The sequence below is a fragment of the Bacillus sp. EB106-07-01-XG149 genome, assembly GCF_058791555.1.
Genome location: NZ_JBYTDP010000008.1, coordinates 90542 through 107801, shown reverse-complemented (window position 1 = coordinate 107801; position 17260 = coordinate 90542). Strand labels below are relative to the sequence as shown.

14 protein-coding genes and 1 riboswitch are annotated in these 17260 nt (G+C 36.4%); of the genes, 8 read left to right on the top strand and 6 right to left on the bottom strand.

Annotated features, from left to right (window positions below; genetic code table 11):
• Nucleotides 1-156 precede the first annotated feature (156 nt).
• Nucleotides 157-2157 (bottom strand): ABC transporter ATP-binding protein, encoded by a 2001-nt coding sequence (locus AC3WTA_RS24640; RefSeq protein WP_000116655.1) that lies wholly within the window; start codon nt 2155-2157, stop codon nt 157-159.
• Nucleotides 2154-3914, bottom strand: a complete 1761-nt coding sequence (locus tag AC3WTA_RS24635; RefSeq protein WP_492333058.1) for an ABC transporter ATP-binding protein — start codon at nt 3912-3914, stop codon at nt 2154-2156. The genes AC3WTA_RS24640 and AC3WTA_RS24635 overlap by 4 nt, the downstream gene beginning before the upstream one ends.
• Before the next feature lie 589 nt (nt 3915-4503).
• On the opposite strand from AC3WTA_RS24635, the gene gapN reads away from it, so the two are divergent.
• The 5 genes from gapN to AC3WTA_RS24610 all read left to right on the top strand — a co-directional run bounded on the left by gapN (nt 4504) and on the right by AC3WTA_RS24610 (nt 10467).
• Entirely contained in the window at nt 4504-5943 is a 1440-nt protein-coding gene (gene gapN / locus AC3WTA_RS24630; protein ID WP_000213611.1) for an NADP-dependent glyceraldehyde-3-phosphate dehydrogenase, read from the top strand.
• Nucleotides 5944-6121: 178 nt separating this feature from the next.
• Nucleotides 6122-6308: riboswitch (Lysine riboswitch) on the top strand.
• Between the two features lie 146 nt (nt 6309-6454).
• On the top strand, nt 6455-7879 hold the full coding sequence (locus AC3WTA_RS24625; RefSeq protein WP_097860153.1) for an amino acid permease: 1425 nt from the start codon (nt 6455-6457) through the stop codon (nt 7877-7879).
• A gap of 60 nt (nt 7880-7939) precedes the next feature.
• Nucleotides 7940-9139 (top strand): ABC transporter permease, encoded by a 1200-nt coding sequence (locus AC3WTA_RS24620; RefSeq protein WP_078182863.1) that lies wholly within the window; start codon nt 7940-7942, stop codon nt 9137-9139.
• Between the two features lie 286 nt (nt 9140-9425).
• Nucleotides 9426-9941 carry a type 1 glutamine amidotransferase domain-containing protein gene (locus tag AC3WTA_RS24615; RefSeq protein WP_000037543.1) on the top strand — a complete coding sequence of 172 codons (516 nt, stop codon included), beginning with the start codon at nt 9426-9428 and terminating at the stop codon, nt 9939-9941.
• A gap of 322 nt (nt 9942-10263) precedes the next feature.
• Nucleotides 10264-10467 carry a hypothetical protein gene (locus AC3WTA_RS24610; protein WP_001063859.1) on the top strand — a complete coding sequence of 68 codons (204 nt, stop codon included), beginning with the start codon at nt 10264-10266 and terminating at the stop codon, nt 10465-10467.
• A gap of 46 nt (nt 10468-10513) precedes the next feature.
• Here the strand turns inward: AC3WTA_RS24610 and AC3WTA_RS24605 are convergent, their stop codons facing one another.
• Complete coding sequence (locus AC3WTA_RS24605; RefSeq protein ID WP_492333057.1) at nt 10514-11776, bottom strand: MDR family MFS transporter; 1263 nt, start codon at nt 11774-11776, stop codon at nt 10514-10516.
• Nucleotides 11777-11881: 105 nt separating this feature from the next.
• Here AC3WTA_RS24605 and AC3WTA_RS24600 point away from each other — a divergent pair, with 105 nt between their 5' ends.
• Complete coding sequence (locus AC3WTA_RS24600) at nt 11882-13621, top strand: SgrR family transcriptional regulator (RefSeq protein ID WP_000699830.1); 1740 nt, start codon at nt 11882-11884, stop codon at nt 13619-13621.
• Between the two features lie 30 nt (nt 13622-13651).
• Entirely contained in the window at nt 13652-14170 is a 519-nt protein-coding gene (locus tag AC3WTA_RS24595; RefSeq protein WP_000831577.1) for a hypothetical protein, read from the top strand.
• A 44-nt stretch (nt 14171-14214) separates the two neighbouring features.
• On the opposite strand, the gene AC3WTA_RS24590 is transcribed toward AC3WTA_RS24595, so the two are convergent.
• Both AC3WTA_RS24590 and AC3WTA_RS24585 read right to left on the bottom strand, forming a co-directional pair.
• Nucleotides 14215-14763, bottom strand: a complete 549-nt coding sequence (locus tag AC3WTA_RS24590; RefSeq protein ID WP_492333056.1) for an NAD(P)H-dependent oxidoreductase — start codon at nt 14761-14763, stop codon at nt 14215-14217.
• Between the two features lie 23 nt (nt 14764-14786).
• Nucleotides 14787-15314: an ester cyclase gene (locus tag AC3WTA_RS24585; protein WP_492333055.1), complete on the bottom strand. Its 528-nt coding sequence runs from the start codon at nt 15312-15314 to the stop codon at nt 14787-14789.
• A 166-nt stretch (nt 15315-15480) separates the two neighbouring features.
• Between AC3WTA_RS24585 and AC3WTA_RS24580 the strand changes: the two genes are divergently transcribed.
• Complete coding sequence (locus tag AC3WTA_RS24580; protein ID WP_001059468.1) at nt 15481-15819, top strand: winged helix-turn-helix transcriptional regulator; 339 nt, start codon at nt 15481-15483, stop codon at nt 15817-15819.
• A gap of 33 nt (nt 15820-15852) precedes the next feature.
• Here AC3WTA_RS24580 and AC3WTA_RS24575 read toward each other — a convergent pair whose 3' ends face one another.
• Nucleotides 15853-17055, bottom strand: coding sequence for an MFS transporter (locus tag AC3WTA_RS24575; protein ID WP_000742933.1), 1203 nt, complete (start codon nt 17053-17055; stop codon nt 15853-15855).
• Between the last annotated feature and the right edge of the window lie 205 nt (nt 17056-17260).

Here is a 17260-nt window from a genome sequence, read left to right as displayed (position 1 = left end):
TCAAACAAAAGGGGAAAATAACGCTACATACAAAAAATAAGTAACATTTTTTAATATAGCATTTATAAAGAAAAAGGTAAAACAATACTTCTTATTTAACTGTCGCGATTCACTAAAAAAGAACTTGCAAAAATCGCAAGTTCTCCTCCATACATATTAAGCGCTCTGGTTTCCTTCCATTTGCGTTTTGTACATATCGTAATAACGCCCGCGCTTTTTCATTAGTTCATCATGAGAGCCTTTTTCTAAAATCGTTCCTCTATCAAGCACAATAATTTGATCTGCACTTTTAATTGTGGAAAGACGGTGAGCGATAATAAATGTCGTTCTTCCTTTTTTCACAACTTCTAACGCTTGTTGAATCATCGCCTCTGTTTCTGTATCAATACTAGACGTTGCTTCATCTAAAATTAAAATGGCTGGGTCAAAAGCGAGTGCCCTAGCAAACGAAATAAGCTGACGTTCTCCAGTGGAAAGCGTGCTTCCCTTTTCTGTAATTTCTTCATTTATATTGTTCGCAAACCGTTCCGCACCAACATCACGCAATGCTTTTACGATGCGCTCTTTTGAAATTTTTTCGTTCTCTAAGCTTACATTAGAAGCGACCGTCCCGCTAAATAAAAACGGATCTTGCAGTACGATTCCCATATGTTCACGCGTTGCTTGTTTCGGCATCGCTTTTACATCGTGACCATCAATCGTAAGCTTCCCTTTTTCAAACTCATAAAACTGGAAGAGTACATTCATAATGGAACTTTTTCCTGATCCAGTATGACCGACAAGTGCCACTGTCTCGCCTTGTTTCGCTTCAAAAGAAATATTTTTTAGTACTTCATCTTTTCCATTATAAGAAAACGACACATTATCAAACTTTACATTTCCTTGTAAGCGAGGCATACGTTCCTCTTCTACTGCTTCCCCTTTTTCCTCTAACAATTCAAAAACACGTTCTGATGCAACACGCGATTGTTCCAAGTTAGCAAGCTGATTTACCATATTTGTAATTGGTGAGAACAATCGTGTTAAATAATCAACGAACGCATACAGTATCCCTAGAGAAATGACGCCTGAAGCACTTAATGAAGCACCACCGAAATACCAAATCACACCTGTGAAAGCAATATTTCTTAATACAGACACTAAGTTATGAGAAGTTGCTGCATTTAAATTCAAAATTTTATTTTGATATTTAAAATAATCACCATTTAATTCTTCAAACTCTTTCTTCGTTTCACGCTCTTGACGAAACGCTTGAATAATTGGCATACCTTGAATAGATTCATTCACTGTCCCATTAATATCAGATAAACGTGAACGCATTTTATGATTGTATACAGACGCATACTTTCTATAAAGAATTGCCCAAACGATTAAAATCGGGATGATAAGTAAACATAATGTCGCCAATTTTACATCGAGTAAAAATAGCGCAGCGAATATCCCGATAATATAAATGATACTAGAAACGAATGTCGCCAGTACCGTTACGTATAAATCACGAATGGCTTCCGTATCATTCGTAACACGCGATACAATTTTCCCTGCTGGTAAATGATCGAAATAACGAATCGGCAACGTTTGAATATGAGAAAAGACATCTTCCCTCATAATTTGAATAATTTTGTTCGCTGCTTTCTGTAAGAAAAATTGCTTTCCGTATGCAAATAATGAGACAACCACTAATAAAGCGAAATAACCACCACCAAGTAATAATAGGGGGTTTATTTCTGGTTTATAAAACGCAAACACTTCTTCTTTCGTTAATGCTTTCGCTTTATACACTTGCACTGCCTTACCATTTTGGACGGTAATCATATCATCTTTTACAGTACGTGACCCTTCAGCATTCACTTTATTCGGTACAAAGTAATATTGAAAACCGACTTGCATCACGCGTACTTCTTTTCCTTTTTTCTCACCTTCCTGGAAGCGATCACTTCGCTTATAAAAGGCACCATTATACGAAACAGCCTCTTCACTCTGTTCTGTTTCATACCAAGGTTTCTCTATCCCGACGATATGATCGTCAATCATCGTTTTCGCGACGAAAGGACCAGCAAGCTCTGCGATGACGAAAATAAATAACATTAGCATCGCTGCAAAAATCGTCCCTTTTACTTTCATCGCATATTGGAACAATCGTTTTGATACGCTCATATTTTCACCCCACTATCCGCACTTTCACTTTCCCCTTGTTGTCTTTCAAACTGCTCCGCATACCAGCCTCCGCTTTGAATAAGCTGTTCATGCGTACCTTCTTCCATTACTTCACCTTCATCCATAACGAGAATCCAATCCGCATGTTGTACGGCAGATAAACGGTGCGTCGTAATAATCGTCGTCTTTCCGCTTCTTTCTGTTCTTATATTCTCGATGATCGCTGCTTCCGTACGAGCATCAACAGCTGATAAAGAATCGTCCAAAATTAAAATTTCTGGATTTTGAATAACAGCTCGCGCAATCGAAATCCTTTGTTTTTGCCCTCCTGATAAAGAAACACCTTTCTCTCCGACGAGCGTTTCTAACCCTTCTGGTAAAAACTCTAAATCCTTTGTAAACGCCGCAATTTCAATTGCTTTCTCGAGTTCTTCTTCCGTCGCTTCTCGGTTCCCAAATAAAATATTTTCCCTCGCTGTCTTTGAGAACAAAATATGTTCCTGAGGTACATACCCAATCCACCCGAGTACATTTTCATTCGTTATTTTATCTAACGTCACATCAGAGACCGCAATATCCCCATCACCAAGCGGATATTGACGAAGAAGCTGACGTACAAGCGTCGTTTTTCCGCTTCCTGTTTTTCCAACAACTCCAAGCGTCTCCCCTTGTTTTAATGTAAATGAAACCTTCTTTAAATTTTTTTCATTTGATGAAGGATATGAAAAGGTAACGTCATCAAACTGAATATAATCTGGCTCTTGTACAAGCTTTGGGTTTTTCGGATCCTTTACATCCGGTTCGTACGCTAATGTTTCATTCACACGGTCTAACGAAGCGTTTCCTCTTTGCATAACATTAATTAATTCGCCAATTGCAAACATCGGCCAAATCATCATCCCTAAATACACGTTAAATGAAACAAGTTCACCAAGTGTCACCTTTGATTGAAATACAAGATACGCACCATACACTAAACCGATTAAATAACTAAGGCCAACAAGCATTTTAACAGTTGGTTGGAATAATGCATCAATTCTCGCTACCTTCATATTTTTTTCGTAGACGTCATCTCCTAAATGATGAAACCTTCCCTCATCTGCATTCTCTTGTACGTATGCACGAATAACGCGCACGCCGGCGATCGATTCGAGTACTTTATCATTCATATCTCCGAACGCATCTTGCGCAACTGTAAATCTCTCATGCAATTTCTTTCCATATATGTTCATCGCATACGCCATAATCGGAAGCGGTATAAGCGCCGCAAATGTAAGCTCCCAACTGATTGTAAATCCCATCATAAAGACAATTGTAAGCATATATAAACTCGAATCCACGAGCGTTAATATACCGAAACCAGCTGTCATAGCAATTGCTTTTAAATCATTTGTCGCTCTCGCCATTAAATCACCAGTACGATTTTTATGATAAAACGTCGGTGTCATCTTAAGTAAATGCCCCATAAACTTAGAGCGCATCGTCTTCTCCAGTACGAATGCTCCCCCAAACAGCTGATGTTGCCAAACGAAAGTAAGACCATATCCAATTACCGTAACCCCTATTAAAATAAGAATAAATTGCATAATTGCCGCATTCGTTAACGTTCCTGTTTTTATATTATCAATCGTAACCCCTAACACTTTCGGGGGAATGACTTCAACTATATTCACAATTAAAAGAGCTCCAATGGCGATACTATATCTCTTCCAATGCTCTTTAAAAAACCATTTTAGCTTTAGTAATACTGATAACAATGTAACCTCTCCCTTCTCGTTCTCGTTTCACTCCCATTTCTTTACCCACTATCCAGACCCATCACATTTACATTTCGTAATCCATACAGTCTCATCACATTTTTCCACCTTCCAAATTTTTATATAGTAACGTGGAAAATAAACAAAAAAAAGCATACCGCCGCTTGACGATATGCACAAAAATGCATAAAAGCGTACGTTACGATATACGCAACGTACGCTTTTTATAAGACAAAGATGCCTTATATATCCGCACGGGTTGCGTAATGATATGAATGTTTTCTGCCATTTAACAGAGCTAAGCCCATTACATTTACGATTACAATCATTACGCACACCCCCTTCATTTATTTTCCATTTATAATCTTACAACTTTATTGAGTATTCTGTCAATTATTTTTTTACAAATCGAATAAAAATATACGCTACATCATTTTGAAATAAGGGAATTTTCTGTAAGAAAGGGCATACAAAATAAAAAAAGAATAAGAAATCGTTTTCACAAACATTTCATTTGAAAAATGCTATCAAACACCCTACAATCACCTTATACTCACTCTTACAAGTTGCTATTTTAGGAGGACTAATCATGACAACTAGCAATACGTACAAATTTTATTTAGACGGAGAATGGAGAGAAAGCTCTTCGGGAGCAACAATCGAAATTCCATCTCCATACTTACACGAAGTAATTGGACAAGTACAAGCAATTACTCGCGGAGAAGTAGATGAAGCAATTGCATCTGCAAAAGAAGCTCAAAAATCATGGGCGGAAGCTTCTCTACAAGATCGCGCAAAATATTTATATAAATGGGCTGATGAGCTCGTAAATATGCAAGATGAAATTGCCGATATCATTATGAAAGAAGTCGGTAAAGGTTATAAAGATGCGAAGAAAGAAGTTGTTCGTACAGCTGATTTCATTCGTTACACAATCGAAGAAGCTCTTCATATGCACGGAGAAAGCATGATGGGCGATAGCTTCCCTGGCGGAACGAAATCTAAACTTGCGATCATCCAACGCGCACCACTTGGTGTTGTATTAGCAATCGCACCATTTAACTACCCAGTAAACTTATCTGCTGCAAAACTTGCACCAGCATTAATTATGGGTAACGCTGTTATTTTCAAACCAGCAACTCAAGGTGCAATTAGTGGTATTAAAATGGTTGAAGCACTTCATAAAGCTGGCCTTCCAAAAGGTCTTGTAAACGTAGCTACAGGACGCGGTTCTGTAATTGGTGACTACTTAGTAGAACACGAAGGCATCAATATGGTATCGTTCACAGGTGGTACAAACACAGGTAAACATTTAGCGAAAAAAGCTGCAATGATTCCACTTGTATTAGAACTTGGTGGTAAAGACCCTGGTATCGTTCGTGAAGATGCTGACTTACAAGATGCTGCAAACCATATCGTAAGCGGTGCATTCTCTTACTCTGGTCAACGTTGTACTGCTATTAAACGTGTACTTGTACACGAAAACGTAGCAGACGAGCTTGTTAGCTTATTAAAAGCGCAAGTAGCTGAGCTATCAGTTGGATCTCCAGAACAAGACAGCACAATCGTTCCATTAATCGACGACAAGTCTGCTGACTTCGTTCAAGGTTTAGTTGACGACGCTGTTGAAAAAGGTGCAACAATCGTTATCGGTAACAAACGTGAGCGTAACTTAATTTACCCAACATTAATCGACCACGTAACAGAAGAAATGAAAGTTGCTTGGGAAGAGCCATTTGGCCCAATCCTTCCAATCATCCGTGTTTCTTCAGATGAGCAAGCAATTGAGATTGCTAACAAATCAGAGTTCGGCTTGCAAGCAAGTGTCTTCACAAAAGACATTAACAAAGCATTTGCAATTGCTAACAAAATCGAAACTGGTTCTGTTCAAATTAACGGACGCACAGAGCGCGGCCCTGACCACTTCCCATTCATCGGTGTAAAAGGTTCAGGTATGGGCGCACAAGGTATTCGTAAGAGCCTTGAGTCTATGACACGTGAAAAAGTAACTGTATTAAACTTCGTTTAATCTTATATGTAGAAGCTGATCTAGTTTTAGATTAGCTTCTTTTTATATCAAATAATTATTCATTCCTAATAACAAACTCTTCTCTATAATCTGATTATTACTATATCCATTGACGTATAAAAATACATTTGTTACTCTTAACTACGTTAATTTAATATTTAAATCCTCATTCGTATCTCGGTGAGGTAGAGGTTGCAATCATTAAGAGTATCGTTTCAGGAGATGTAGTGGCATTGATGAAGGAATGAGAAAGGAATGATTGCCGAAGTAAGTCGTGTCCACCATGCACACTTGCTGGGTCTGCATTTAATAAGTGCAGAACTGTCACAAACGAAACGTTTCGTTTGTGGAGAGCTATCGAGAGGTATGTCGTGGGTTTCTTATAAGATAGAAAGCATGTAGCGGCAAATTACGTGCTTTTTTTGTTTTGTTTGGGACTTTTCTTCTCTACTAAGAAGACATACATATCTCCTCGCTTGACTTGGTTATACTAACTTTGGAGGTATTTTCTATGCAACAAAAAAAATGGGGCTTTTGGGTACTAACAGCTTTCGTTGTCGGTAACATGGTTGGCGCTGGTATTTTCATGGTGCCAAGTACGTTGGCACAAACAGCAAGCCCTCTCGGTGTCACTTTAGCTTGGTTAACAACAGGGTTTGGTGTTTTAATGCTAGCTCTTGTTTTCGGTAATTTAGCAATTCGTCGTCCTGATTTAACGACAGGACCACAAAGTCATGCATATGCTTTATTCTCATCACCAAAAAAGAAAAAAATGGCTGGTTTCAGTATGGTATGGGGATATTGGGTTGCAAACTGGGCAAGTAACGTTGCCATCATTACATCTTTCGCGGGATATTTATCACTCTTTTTCCCAATTATGAAAGATACACGACTACTATTTTCAATCGGTTCTTTTAACATAGAAGTCGGAAAACTAATTACATTTACGATTTGTTCCATCTTACTTTGGGGAACTCATATTATATTAACAAACGGTGTAAGTGGAGCTGGAAAGCTAAACTTCTTAGCAACAACAACGAAAGTAACTGGATTCCTTTTATTCATCGTCGTTACGTTATTTGCATTCGAAGCTTCTAAGTTTGGACAATGGTACACACCGATGATCGATAAATCAGGTGTATCACACGGCCTTCTTTCACAAGTAAATTTAGCTGCTCTTACAACGCTTTGGGCATTTATCGGAATTGAATCGGCAGTACTTTTATCAAACCGTGCTACCTCTCCTAAAACAGTAAAACGCGCAACAGTTGCAGGATTACTTATTACAGTTGCGATTTACTTAGGAATTACCATTTTAACAATGGGTGTACTTCACGTTGATAAATTACAAGCTTCTGAACGTCCATTAGCAGATGCATTAAATGCTGCAATGGGTCATGGCGGCGGGAAACTGATGGCATTACTTGCTCTTACTTCCCTATTCGGTTCTATATTAGGCTGGATTTTATTAAGCTCAGAAGTACCGTATCAAGCAGCAAAAGAAGGTTTCTTCCCTTCCTTCTTCACGAAAACAAATAAAAAAGGAAGTCCAATTTACTCATTACGACTAACAAACATTATGTCGCAAGTGTTCTTATTCTCAACACTATCCGGAACAATTGCGGAAGCTTATACATTCGTTATTACCGTATCAACACTAGCCTACCTCATTCCATATCTCGTTTCACCAATCTTCCAGTTAAAACTAGTCGCAACTGGTGAAACATATAAAAATGAAATGCGGGCAAGAATTACAGATGGCATAATCGCAGTGATCGCACTTTGCTACGCACTATGGGTTATTAAAACCGGCGCAGCCGATATAAAAACGTTCCTTCTCGGAATTGGTTTATTCGTAATTGGCTTTGCCTTCTATCCATTAATGAATCGTGATCAGAAAAAAAATAACGAAAAGAAAAACGAGCAAGTTGCGTAACGCAATTTGCTCGTTTTTTCTTTTGTAAAACATATATAATAGAACAAAGAGGTGAAAAACATGTCAATTGAATCACTATGGAGCAGCCGCTTCCAACAACATATTCAAAATATCATTACATACTTTGCACGTATGATTAACGGTTTACTATATAGCTTTATCTTCGTTGCCTGTATAGGTGCTTACTATTATGCAAAGTTTCTTAAGACAGCTCCTTCTAAAGGACTATCTTTATTACTTATTACAATCGTCCTAACAGCGATTATAACGAGATGTCCTATCCGTACATTTATTCAAAAACCTGATGCTGTCTATTTGCTTGCATTAGAAGAGAAACTAACATCTTATTTTAAAAAATCTCTTCTATATAATTACATCATTCAGCTTTTCCCATTATTATTTACGTTCCTTATTCTCGTTCCACTTGCACTGCAATCATTACAATTAACTGTACCTTTCTTATGTACAATCTTTATCGTTTTAATGATTATAAAAGCTTGGAACATGTATACACATTGGATCTGGCGTGATAGTCATGAAAAAAATATATGGTTCATTATTCGTATTGCTTGTAACGCCTTAATCATTTTCATGCTGTTTTACTCGGCACATGTTCTCATATTAGGCGGATTGCTCTTACTACTTGCTTTCCTACTTCTATATACGAAAAAACAGCCTACAAAACGAATACCGTGGGATTACATAATCGAGCAAGAAGAAAAAATGAACGTCCGTTTTTATCAATTTGCTAGCATTTTCACCGATGTTCCGCAACTGAATAAGCAAGTAAATAAAAGAAAATGGCTTACAAATTGGATTGAACCTTTATTACATAAAAAACGAGCAACTTTCTTCTATTTACATACACTAGCATTTTTACGCGGGAATGATTATTTCGGTATATATATTCGCTTAGGCTTAATCGGTGCCTTCGCCTTATATTTTATACCAAACATATACGTAAAAGGCGCTATCGCATATATCGTCCTATATATGATTTCTATGCAGCTCCGTTCCCTGTGGAAATATTTTTCGGGAAATATTATCGTAGCATTATATCCAATTAATACTGAAAAACGAATGAATGAATTTCTTCGCTTAATCTTTATATTACTAAGCATTCAACTCATTGTATTTTCAAGTGTTATACTCATTGCTACAGGTCAATTTTTACATAGCCTTATCATTATGATTATCGGGGTACTCTGGATCAAATTTATTATTGTACCAAAAACGAAGCAACGCGTTTCTGCGTTTTAACGAAAAGAATTATCTTAAAGCCAAGGAGAAGATAAATTATCTCCTTGGCTTTTTTATTTTTCTTCCTCAAACAAGAATCACTGAAACAACCGACATTTTATGATTTTTACATACAAAAACGATAATACATGTTTACGCGCTAACAAAAAGGGTATGTATTAAAGTAACAGGGCAAAGGAACTGGAGGGAATGAAAAAATATGAATTAAAGTTTCACTTTATAAAAGACATTGCTCAAGGATGATTCTGGAACCGATAATATAATATAATATAAGGAGCGGATTAGAATGAGTAAAAAAATTGCTATTTTAATAACGGATTATTTCGAGGACACAGAATACACAGAGCCAGTAGAAGCTTTTAATCAAAAGGGATATGAATTAACAACTATTGAAATGGAAAAAGGTAAAACGGTACACGGTAAACGAGGAAAAAGTGAAGTCGTAATTGATAAAAGTATTGATGATGTTTCTCCAGATAACTTTGATGCCCTCTTCATACCAGGCGGATTTTCCCCAGATATGCTTCGTGCAGATGAACGTTTTGTTCGCTTTAGCAAAGCATTTATGGATGCGAAAAAACCTGTTTTTGCTATTTGTCACGGCCCCCAATTACTCATCACTGCACAAACACTTGAAGGACGCGATGTGACTGGATATAAATCTATTGAGGTCGACTTAAAAAATGCTGGTGGACATTTTCATGACAAAGAGGTTGTCGTATGCCAAAATCAGCTAGTAACAAGTAGACAACCAGAGGATATCCCAGCGTTTATTGAAGAATCATTGCGTATATTAGGGTAGCTAGTTTGGTTAACCTCCTTTTATTTGTATGAAAAAAAATTTAATCAGTGGGGTTTTGTTCATCCCCCACTGATTATTACTTCTCACCAACCGGGTGTTTTCAGGAAATCCGGCTTCCACAAATAGCATGGGATAAATAAAAGGATGGAATCCAAAAGTTCATTTTTAATAATCTTTGGGATTCCACCCTTTTCTCGTCCCCAAATTTCTAATCACTTTTCATAGGCAGTTCTCATATAGTGAAAATGACTATACAATTCCTATCCATAAGTTAAACAATGATTTTACACATATATAAATACAAAAGATGGGAGCTTTAATTATGAATAACAATCCACCTTCAACGCCCCCAAATCCAACGGAAATGAATAATAATGAAGTGAGCTTACAAACGTTACGCGTCATTGGGCTTATTGTACTGATTAGTGGCTACATATTAGTAGCTCTTTCTGAAGTAGGAACGTTAAAAAATCTTTTACTACAGCCTAGTACCACTCCAGATTTAGCTGAAGTTGATCCGTTTTAAAAATTATATAAAAAGCGAGTCCAGTTCGTTCGCTTTTTATATAGTTTTATCCAATCTGAGAACCCCCTCTCTCATCCTCATACTTCTCTTTCCCAATCGCCTTCATAAATAATAAAATACTGCTCATACCAACGATAAAGTACAGAGCACTCATGCCCCAAGATGCAATAAATGAGCCTAGCATAACGCCTAATGCCCCGTTCATTTTTGCTACTTGAAAGACCATTCCGTTAATCGCCATGTATGAACCTCTTGCCTCATTCGGCACCATATCTGCCATAATAGATTGACGTACTGGCACATACATCATCTCACCTACCGTTTGGAAAAGCCCTGCAATTAATAAGACCCATAAACTATTGCTCGTTCCGAGTATTGTAAATCCAATTGTGTAAATGAATAAACCTATATATAAAATTTTCAAATCGTTGAAGCTTTTTAGCATTTTAATAAGAAGTGCTGAACATAACACAACTAAAATTGTATTCTCTGCTGAAATCCAGCTCAACATTCGAATACCTGTTAAATCAAACGTAAAACCATTCCCGAATAAAAAGTGCACTGTTTCAAATTCCTGCTGTAAACGTACTCCTAAATAATTATTAATTTGAAACTCTAAAGACAATGTACATATACTTGCTGCACAAAAAATTAAAAATGCTCTATCTTTCATCACGACTGTATAACTATCTGCCATATCTTTTAATACATTTTTCTTCTCTACTGTTTTTCTCGCTACATACACTTCTTCCATGTATACAGCCATCACATATAAAGTAATAACGGCAATAACTGTTAATCCGATAAACAATTGCAATCTATAGTTCTCAAATAGTAATCCGCCAAATATTGCTCCAATTGCCATTGATAAATTAATAGCCCAATAGTTAATGGTGTACATCACTTTTCGATTTTCAGGTGTACTCACATCAATTAACATCGCCTCTGTCGCAGGGTTCATAAGTCCAGACCCTAAACTATTTACTAACATAAACACAAATGTTAGCCACGGTGAATCTACATAATCCGAATTTGCAACTCCCATACAAGCAATGGAAATGACTTGTATACTTTGACCGATAATCATCACCTTTTTACGACCGAGCCGATCCCCAACATATCCACCGTATAAACCAATTACTAATGAAGCTATGACATTAATGAGTAATAACGCACCTGCAATCGCACTACCTAACTTTATTGAAAAGTATATCGCCATAAATGGAAAAATCATCGTGGACACAGCACGTGTTAAAAACGAAGTTATAATTCTAATTTTTATATTTCGATGCATACTCCAAAACCCCATTGTTTCCCCCTCCTTATGCTTACTTATTTTACTTTGAAAAAGAGGAAGAAAAAGGTTAGAATATTCTAAAGAGTTTCCCCTTTTATTATAAAAGGAAGTGTATATATGAAAATTATGGACTATTACATTAGACTAAGACTACATGCACAAGATCAACAGCATATCCGAAATAGCTTACAAGAACTAGCGGATATTTTATATTGCAGTACGAAAAACGTGAAAATTTTATTAAGGAAAATGAGCGAGGAGCAATTAATTCACTGGACTCCAGGGCGTGGACGCGGGAATAAAACGGAAATTCTATTTATACATAGTCTCGTGGAAGCGATTGAATCCTACACAGATGAACTGTTAACGCAAGAAAAATTAAAGGATATCTTTCTTCTTTTAAAAGAACCACTGCCTCTTGCAATTCAAAAAAAGATAGAAAATAAACTACATCATCATTTTGGATACGAACCTTCAAATGATATGTATGACATATTAAAGATTCCTATATCAAGAAAGATATTTCCATTAGATCCGGCTTTTGTGGCTGTAACTACAGAGAGCCATCTTACGAGTCAAATTTTTGACACGTTAGTCGTTTATAACGATGTTACTGAAAAAATGGAACCACACATTGCACATACGTGGGAATTAAGTGGAGACGGGCTTACGTGGACCTTTTATTTACGAAAGGATATACGTTTTCATAACGAAACAGTTTTAACTTCTAAAGATGTACAATTTTCATTTGAACGATTAAAGCAAGTTCACTCTCCTTTCAAATGGTTAACAGAAGAAATTGTTCAAATTGAAACACCATCACCACTGCAAATTCGATTCCATTTAGCAAAACCCAACTTATTTTTCTTACACTATGTAAGTTCCATGCAACTAGCAATTTTACCGTGTGATGCCAGTATTCAAGATCATCATTATATAGGTACTGGACCTTTCAAACTTACTCATTACTCTGAAGATAATATCGTACTCGAAGCATTCACCCATTATTTTAAAGAGCGCGCGTTATTAGACCGTATTGAATTTTGGGGTATTCCTGATCATGTGCAAATCGATGCTGATTATGAACTGCCAAATGAAGAGGAAAATGAAAGGCATGATATACAAATAGAAGAAATAGGTTGTATTTATGCTAGCTTCAACTTTACAAAACCTGGTCCTCATCACGACATTTACTTTCGAAAAGCTTGGAGAGAACTATATGACGTTGAAACAATACTTCGTAGCATAGAGGGTAGACGAACAATTGCTGCTTCAAGCTTTTTCCCTGAAAGAAGCCGCCAAGTTCCTAAAAGGTCCTACTCTTTAGAGAAGGCAAAAGAGTATTTAAAAAAGAGCACCTATAATGGAGAAACGATACATATTTACTTCTTCGCATTTAAAGATAGTGCAAATGACGCTCATTTCCTAAAAGAACGGTGTGAAAGTTTAGGTATACAAGTAGAGCTTCACCCATTTCTCGTTTCAGATTATATGGATCGTTCTATTGATAAACATGCCGATATTATTTTCATGGGAGAAGTATTTGCTGCCGATCATGAACTCGCATTCTTAAATGTGTTTAAAAATAAAAGTTGCTTCGTAAATCGGTTCATGGACCCGCACTATGAAAACCAAATTAACTGTTTACTTGATACCTTTTTATTAGAAGAAAATAAAGAGAAGCGCTATGAGCTCATGTATGAAATCGAAGAATTTTTACAAGTAGAACACATCATTTTATTTAACTATCACGTTTTAAAAAGAAAAACATACCCTTCTTCTTTAAAAAACGTCACAATTGATTCATACGGCTGGGCAAATTTTGCGAAGTTATGGATACAGCCATCCACGTCTTAAAATGTGAGTCATTACAAAAGGAGAAGAACCATGAAACGCACCCTAGAAAAAAGACTTTCCTATCTATACACAGGTGAGTTATTTTCAGTCATTACTTTTATTTTCACAAGTTACTTACTTAATTATGCTTATCCTACGTTACATTTATATTCTCTATATTCTTTTTGGGTCTCATTTCTTCTTTTAGAGTTTATCTTATTACAAGGAGTAATTTACTGGTACGTAAAGTGGAAACGACTAAAAAAAGAGAAAACATCTGTTACCCCTATTAGGGTGGTTCAATATTTAAAAATACTTCAAAAGATAAATATAGCATTAATTATCACGGAATTTGTTACGTTTACTATTGATTTTGTAATTTGGTATCCCCACTTACCTTTAGGCGGACTATCATTCACTCTATTTATTTATATTTTTGCATTACTTGAGTACATTAACTATTATCACACTCAGCTTTCATACGATAACATCTCTGATATTAAACATTTAATTAAATCAAAAAAACTAAAACAGTCCTGTATAAGTAAAGATTTTCAACGTATTTCATGAAAGAGAAGGTACTACGTCCTTAGTAGTACCTTCTTTACAAACTATTATTTAATTACTCCATCTAAGTGATCTTTCAAGTTCAATAAATATTGCTCAATATTCGGATTCTTCACCACATCATAACAAGCAAAACTCTTTAACGAACTCATCCCAAGAAACTTCTGCACGCGATGTAAATGGCTAAGCGCTGACTCTAAACTTTCCCCTTCAAAGAACTTCGTCTTATCTCCAAATGCCTTTTCAGGTGCATTCCAAGTTGCAGAAAACATATACGCTTTCTCTTTTAATAAACCGCCTGTTCCATATTCATCAGCACCTTTAAAGAACAAACCGTATTCATATACTTCATCCATATACGTTTTAAATAAGCCCGGTACACTAAACCAATAAATCGGTGTTTGATAAATCACAACATCGGCCCATAAAAACTTCTCTTGTTCTTCCTTAATACTGTAGCCATCTTGAATCGTTGTTGTTTTCACATGATGTTTCTCACTTAATACCGTTACCATATAATCAACTAACGTTCTATTTAAACGTCCTTCTTTCGTACCGTATTTTTCATGTCCATTTATAATGAATATATTTTTCATCGCTTTTCTCTCCCCTATATAATTTACTCTTCAGCTATTAACCCAAGTTGCTGTTTCAGCGTAAGATTATCTTCTAAATGCCAGTCTTCCGTGATTTTTCCGTCTTTCACATGTAACATATCAATGGCGAAAAAATTGATTTTCTTATCATTATGCCTTCCTGTAAAAGAAAGACGAGCTGTTACTTTATCACCGACGACTAATAAATCTTCAATCTCGCAATGTATATTAGGAAAATTTTGTGCCGCAAACTTTAATCCTTCCGTTCCTTGTGGTCGCCCTTTCGGCAATGTATTATCGAAAAAATCTTTAGTAACAGTCTGCGGAATAAGTTCCTCCTTACCTGTATCCCAAAATGCATAAAAACGCTGCGCTGCATGAACCATCTCTGTCGCTTCTTTTTTACTTAGTGAGGGATCAATTGTCATTGCTTTTGGCTGTGGCATTTCTTTTAATAACTGAATTTCAGTTTTTTGTTCCACGCCGCATGCTACAAGTACAATACAAACAACAAACAAACTAAGAAATCCAAACAACTTTTTTATCCCCATGAAAATCACCTCCTCATCTAAACCCTTTTTATTTCGTATTGCTATTGTATATGCACTAACTTCCTTTATGGAAGTAGTGATATTTTTTTCATATAGTTACCAAAAGTATATTTTTGTGATACTATAAAGCAAATTCATTCAAAAAAATTTTATGGAGGCTAGTTCCATGAACAATATAGATCCAGTTGAATTAACGAAAGGTTTACCTGGCATACCTTGTCCTATCGCTAAAACCCTTGATGTAATTCGTACAAAATGGACGTTTTTAATCATTCGTGACCTTCTTATTGAAGGAACATTACGCTTTAGTGATTTACAAAAATCAATGGACGGGATTAGTCCGAAAACATTATCGCTTCGACTAAAAGAATTAGAATCTCAAGGCATTATAACGAGAAAAGTATATCCAGAAGTTCCGCCTCGTGTAGAGTACACATTAACGGATAAAGGAAAGCAATTAGAGGGGATTTTCATTGAATTAAAACGGTTTGGATTAAGCTTATAAAACAAAAACCCCTTACCGTCGTAAGGGGTTTTATTACTTCGCAAAACTTTCAGCTAGCTGTTTCTCTCTCCACATAAATGTAATGCCGAGACCAACTATTAAAACAACTCCTGAAAATGCATATGGATAATGAATATTCATATCAAATAATATTCCGCCCATCGCTGGTCCTGCGATATTTCCTAAACTCGTATAAGTCGAGTTCATACCAGCAACGAATCCTTGCTCTTTTCCAGCTGCCTTTGATAAAAATGTCGTTAAAGCTGGACGAAGTAAATCAAATGCTAAGAAAATGAAGCAAGTAACGAGAAGTACAATCCAATAATTAAAGACTACAGTTGAAACGAAGGCTAATACTGCACCTACAATTAAACATATTTGAATTAACACTTTTTCACCGAACATGTCGACCAATTTGCCAAACATAAATACTTGCACAACTACCCCAAAGATTGAACTAATTGTAATGATTGCCGCGATATCTTTCGGTGTAAAACCAAACTTATGATCAGAAAACAGACTAAACACAGTTTCATACGCCGATAATCCGAATGCGAGTACAAATACGATAATAAATGCAATTGCATACATTGGACGTAATGATTTCTTTAAATCACCAATAAAACTGGATTCTTTCGTATTAGCAGAAATCTCTGCAAGCTCTTCCTTCGTTAACGGCTCTTTCAAAATAAAGATAGAAATTACACATGCTATAAAGGCAATTGCTGCTGCAACGAAAAACGGTACACGTATACCATACTCTGCAATAAATCCGCCAATTCCAGGCCCTATAATAAATCCAGTACTAATTGCCGCGGATAAATATCCCATTGCCTTTGGACGTTCCTGCATAGATGTAATATCCGCAACATATGCCGTAACACCAGGCATAATAAACGCGGCACTAATTCCGCCTAACACCCGTGCTGCATAAAGCATCCACACATCTTTTCCTAATCCAAAAAGAAGTTCTGAAACACCAAAAATAAATAATCCAATGATGATCATTTTCTTCCTACCGTAAAGATCGACCCACCGGCCTGTAATAGGTGACGTAATAAGCTGCGCCATTGCAAACACTGCAACGAGATATCCCATCGTCTTCCCTGTTAAACTCATGTCATTCATAAAGGACGGCATAACCGGAATGATTAATCCAATCCCTAAAAAAGCGATAAATATATTACTCAAAAGAATGACCAATATCATCTTTTGTTCTTTTATCGGTTTCTTCACTTTTTAACACCTCTTCCCGTAAGTTCCTCTCAAAAAAATGCCTAAGAAGATTTTTCTTTATCCTGCTATTTGTGGGCTAATCATGAGTAGAAATGCCTCCACCCATTAGAATTTCACTCTATCCTCCCACGCATACATACGTATTAGGTGAATGACTATCATTCATTTCCCCTCAAAAATGAACCTACCTTTTCAGACAGGTTCA

What these genes read in the sequence shown, in the direction of transcription:
- AC3WTA_RS24640 (WP_000116655.1), bottom strand. Translation starts at nt 2,157, where the DNA reads ATGAGCGTATCAAAACGATTGTTCCAATATGCGATGAAAGTAAAAGGG.
- gapN (WP_000213611.1), top strand. Translation starts at nt 4,504, where the DNA reads ATGACAACTAGCAATACGTACAAATTTTATTTAGACGGAGAATGGAGA.
- AC3WTA_RS24625 (WP_097860153.1), top strand. Translation starts at nt 6,455, where the DNA reads ATGCAACAAAAAAAATGGGGCTTTTGGGTACTAACAGCTTTCGTTGTC.
- AC3WTA_RS24620 (WP_078182863.1), top strand. Translation starts at nt 7,940, where the DNA reads ATGTCAATTGAATCACTATGGAGCAGCCGCTTCCAACAACATATTCAA.
- AC3WTA_RS24615 (WP_000037543.1), top strand. Translation starts at nt 9,426, where the DNA reads ATGAGTAAAAAAATTGCTATTTTAATAACGGATTATTTCGAGGACACA.
- AC3WTA_RS24610 (WP_001063859.1), top strand. Translation starts at nt 10,264, where the DNA reads ATGAATAACAATCCACCTTCAACGCCCCCAAATCCAACGGAAATGAAT.
- AC3WTA_RS24605 (WP_492333057.1), bottom strand. Translation starts at nt 11,776, where the DNA reads ATGGGGTTTTGGAGTATGCATCGAAATATAAAAATTAGAATTATAACT.
- AC3WTA_RS24600 (WP_000699830.1), top strand. Translation starts at nt 11,882, where the DNA reads ATGAAAATTATGGACTATTACATTAGACTAAGACTACATGCACAAGAT.
- AC3WTA_RS24595 (WP_000831577.1), top strand. Translation starts at nt 13,652, where the DNA reads ATGAAACGCACCCTAGAAAAAAGACTTTCCTATCTATACACAGGTGAG.
- AC3WTA_RS24590 (WP_492333056.1), bottom strand. Translation starts at nt 14,763, where the DNA reads ATGAAAAATATATTCATTATAAATGGACATGAAAAATACGGTACGAAA.
- AC3WTA_RS24585 (WP_492333055.1), bottom strand. Translation starts at nt 15,314, where the DNA reads ATGGGGATAAAAAAGTTGTTTGGATTTCTTAGTTTGTTTGTTGTTTGT.
- AC3WTA_RS24580 (WP_001059468.1), top strand. Translation starts at nt 15,481, where the DNA reads ATGAACAATATAGATCCAGTTGAATTAACGAAAGGTTTACCTGGCATA.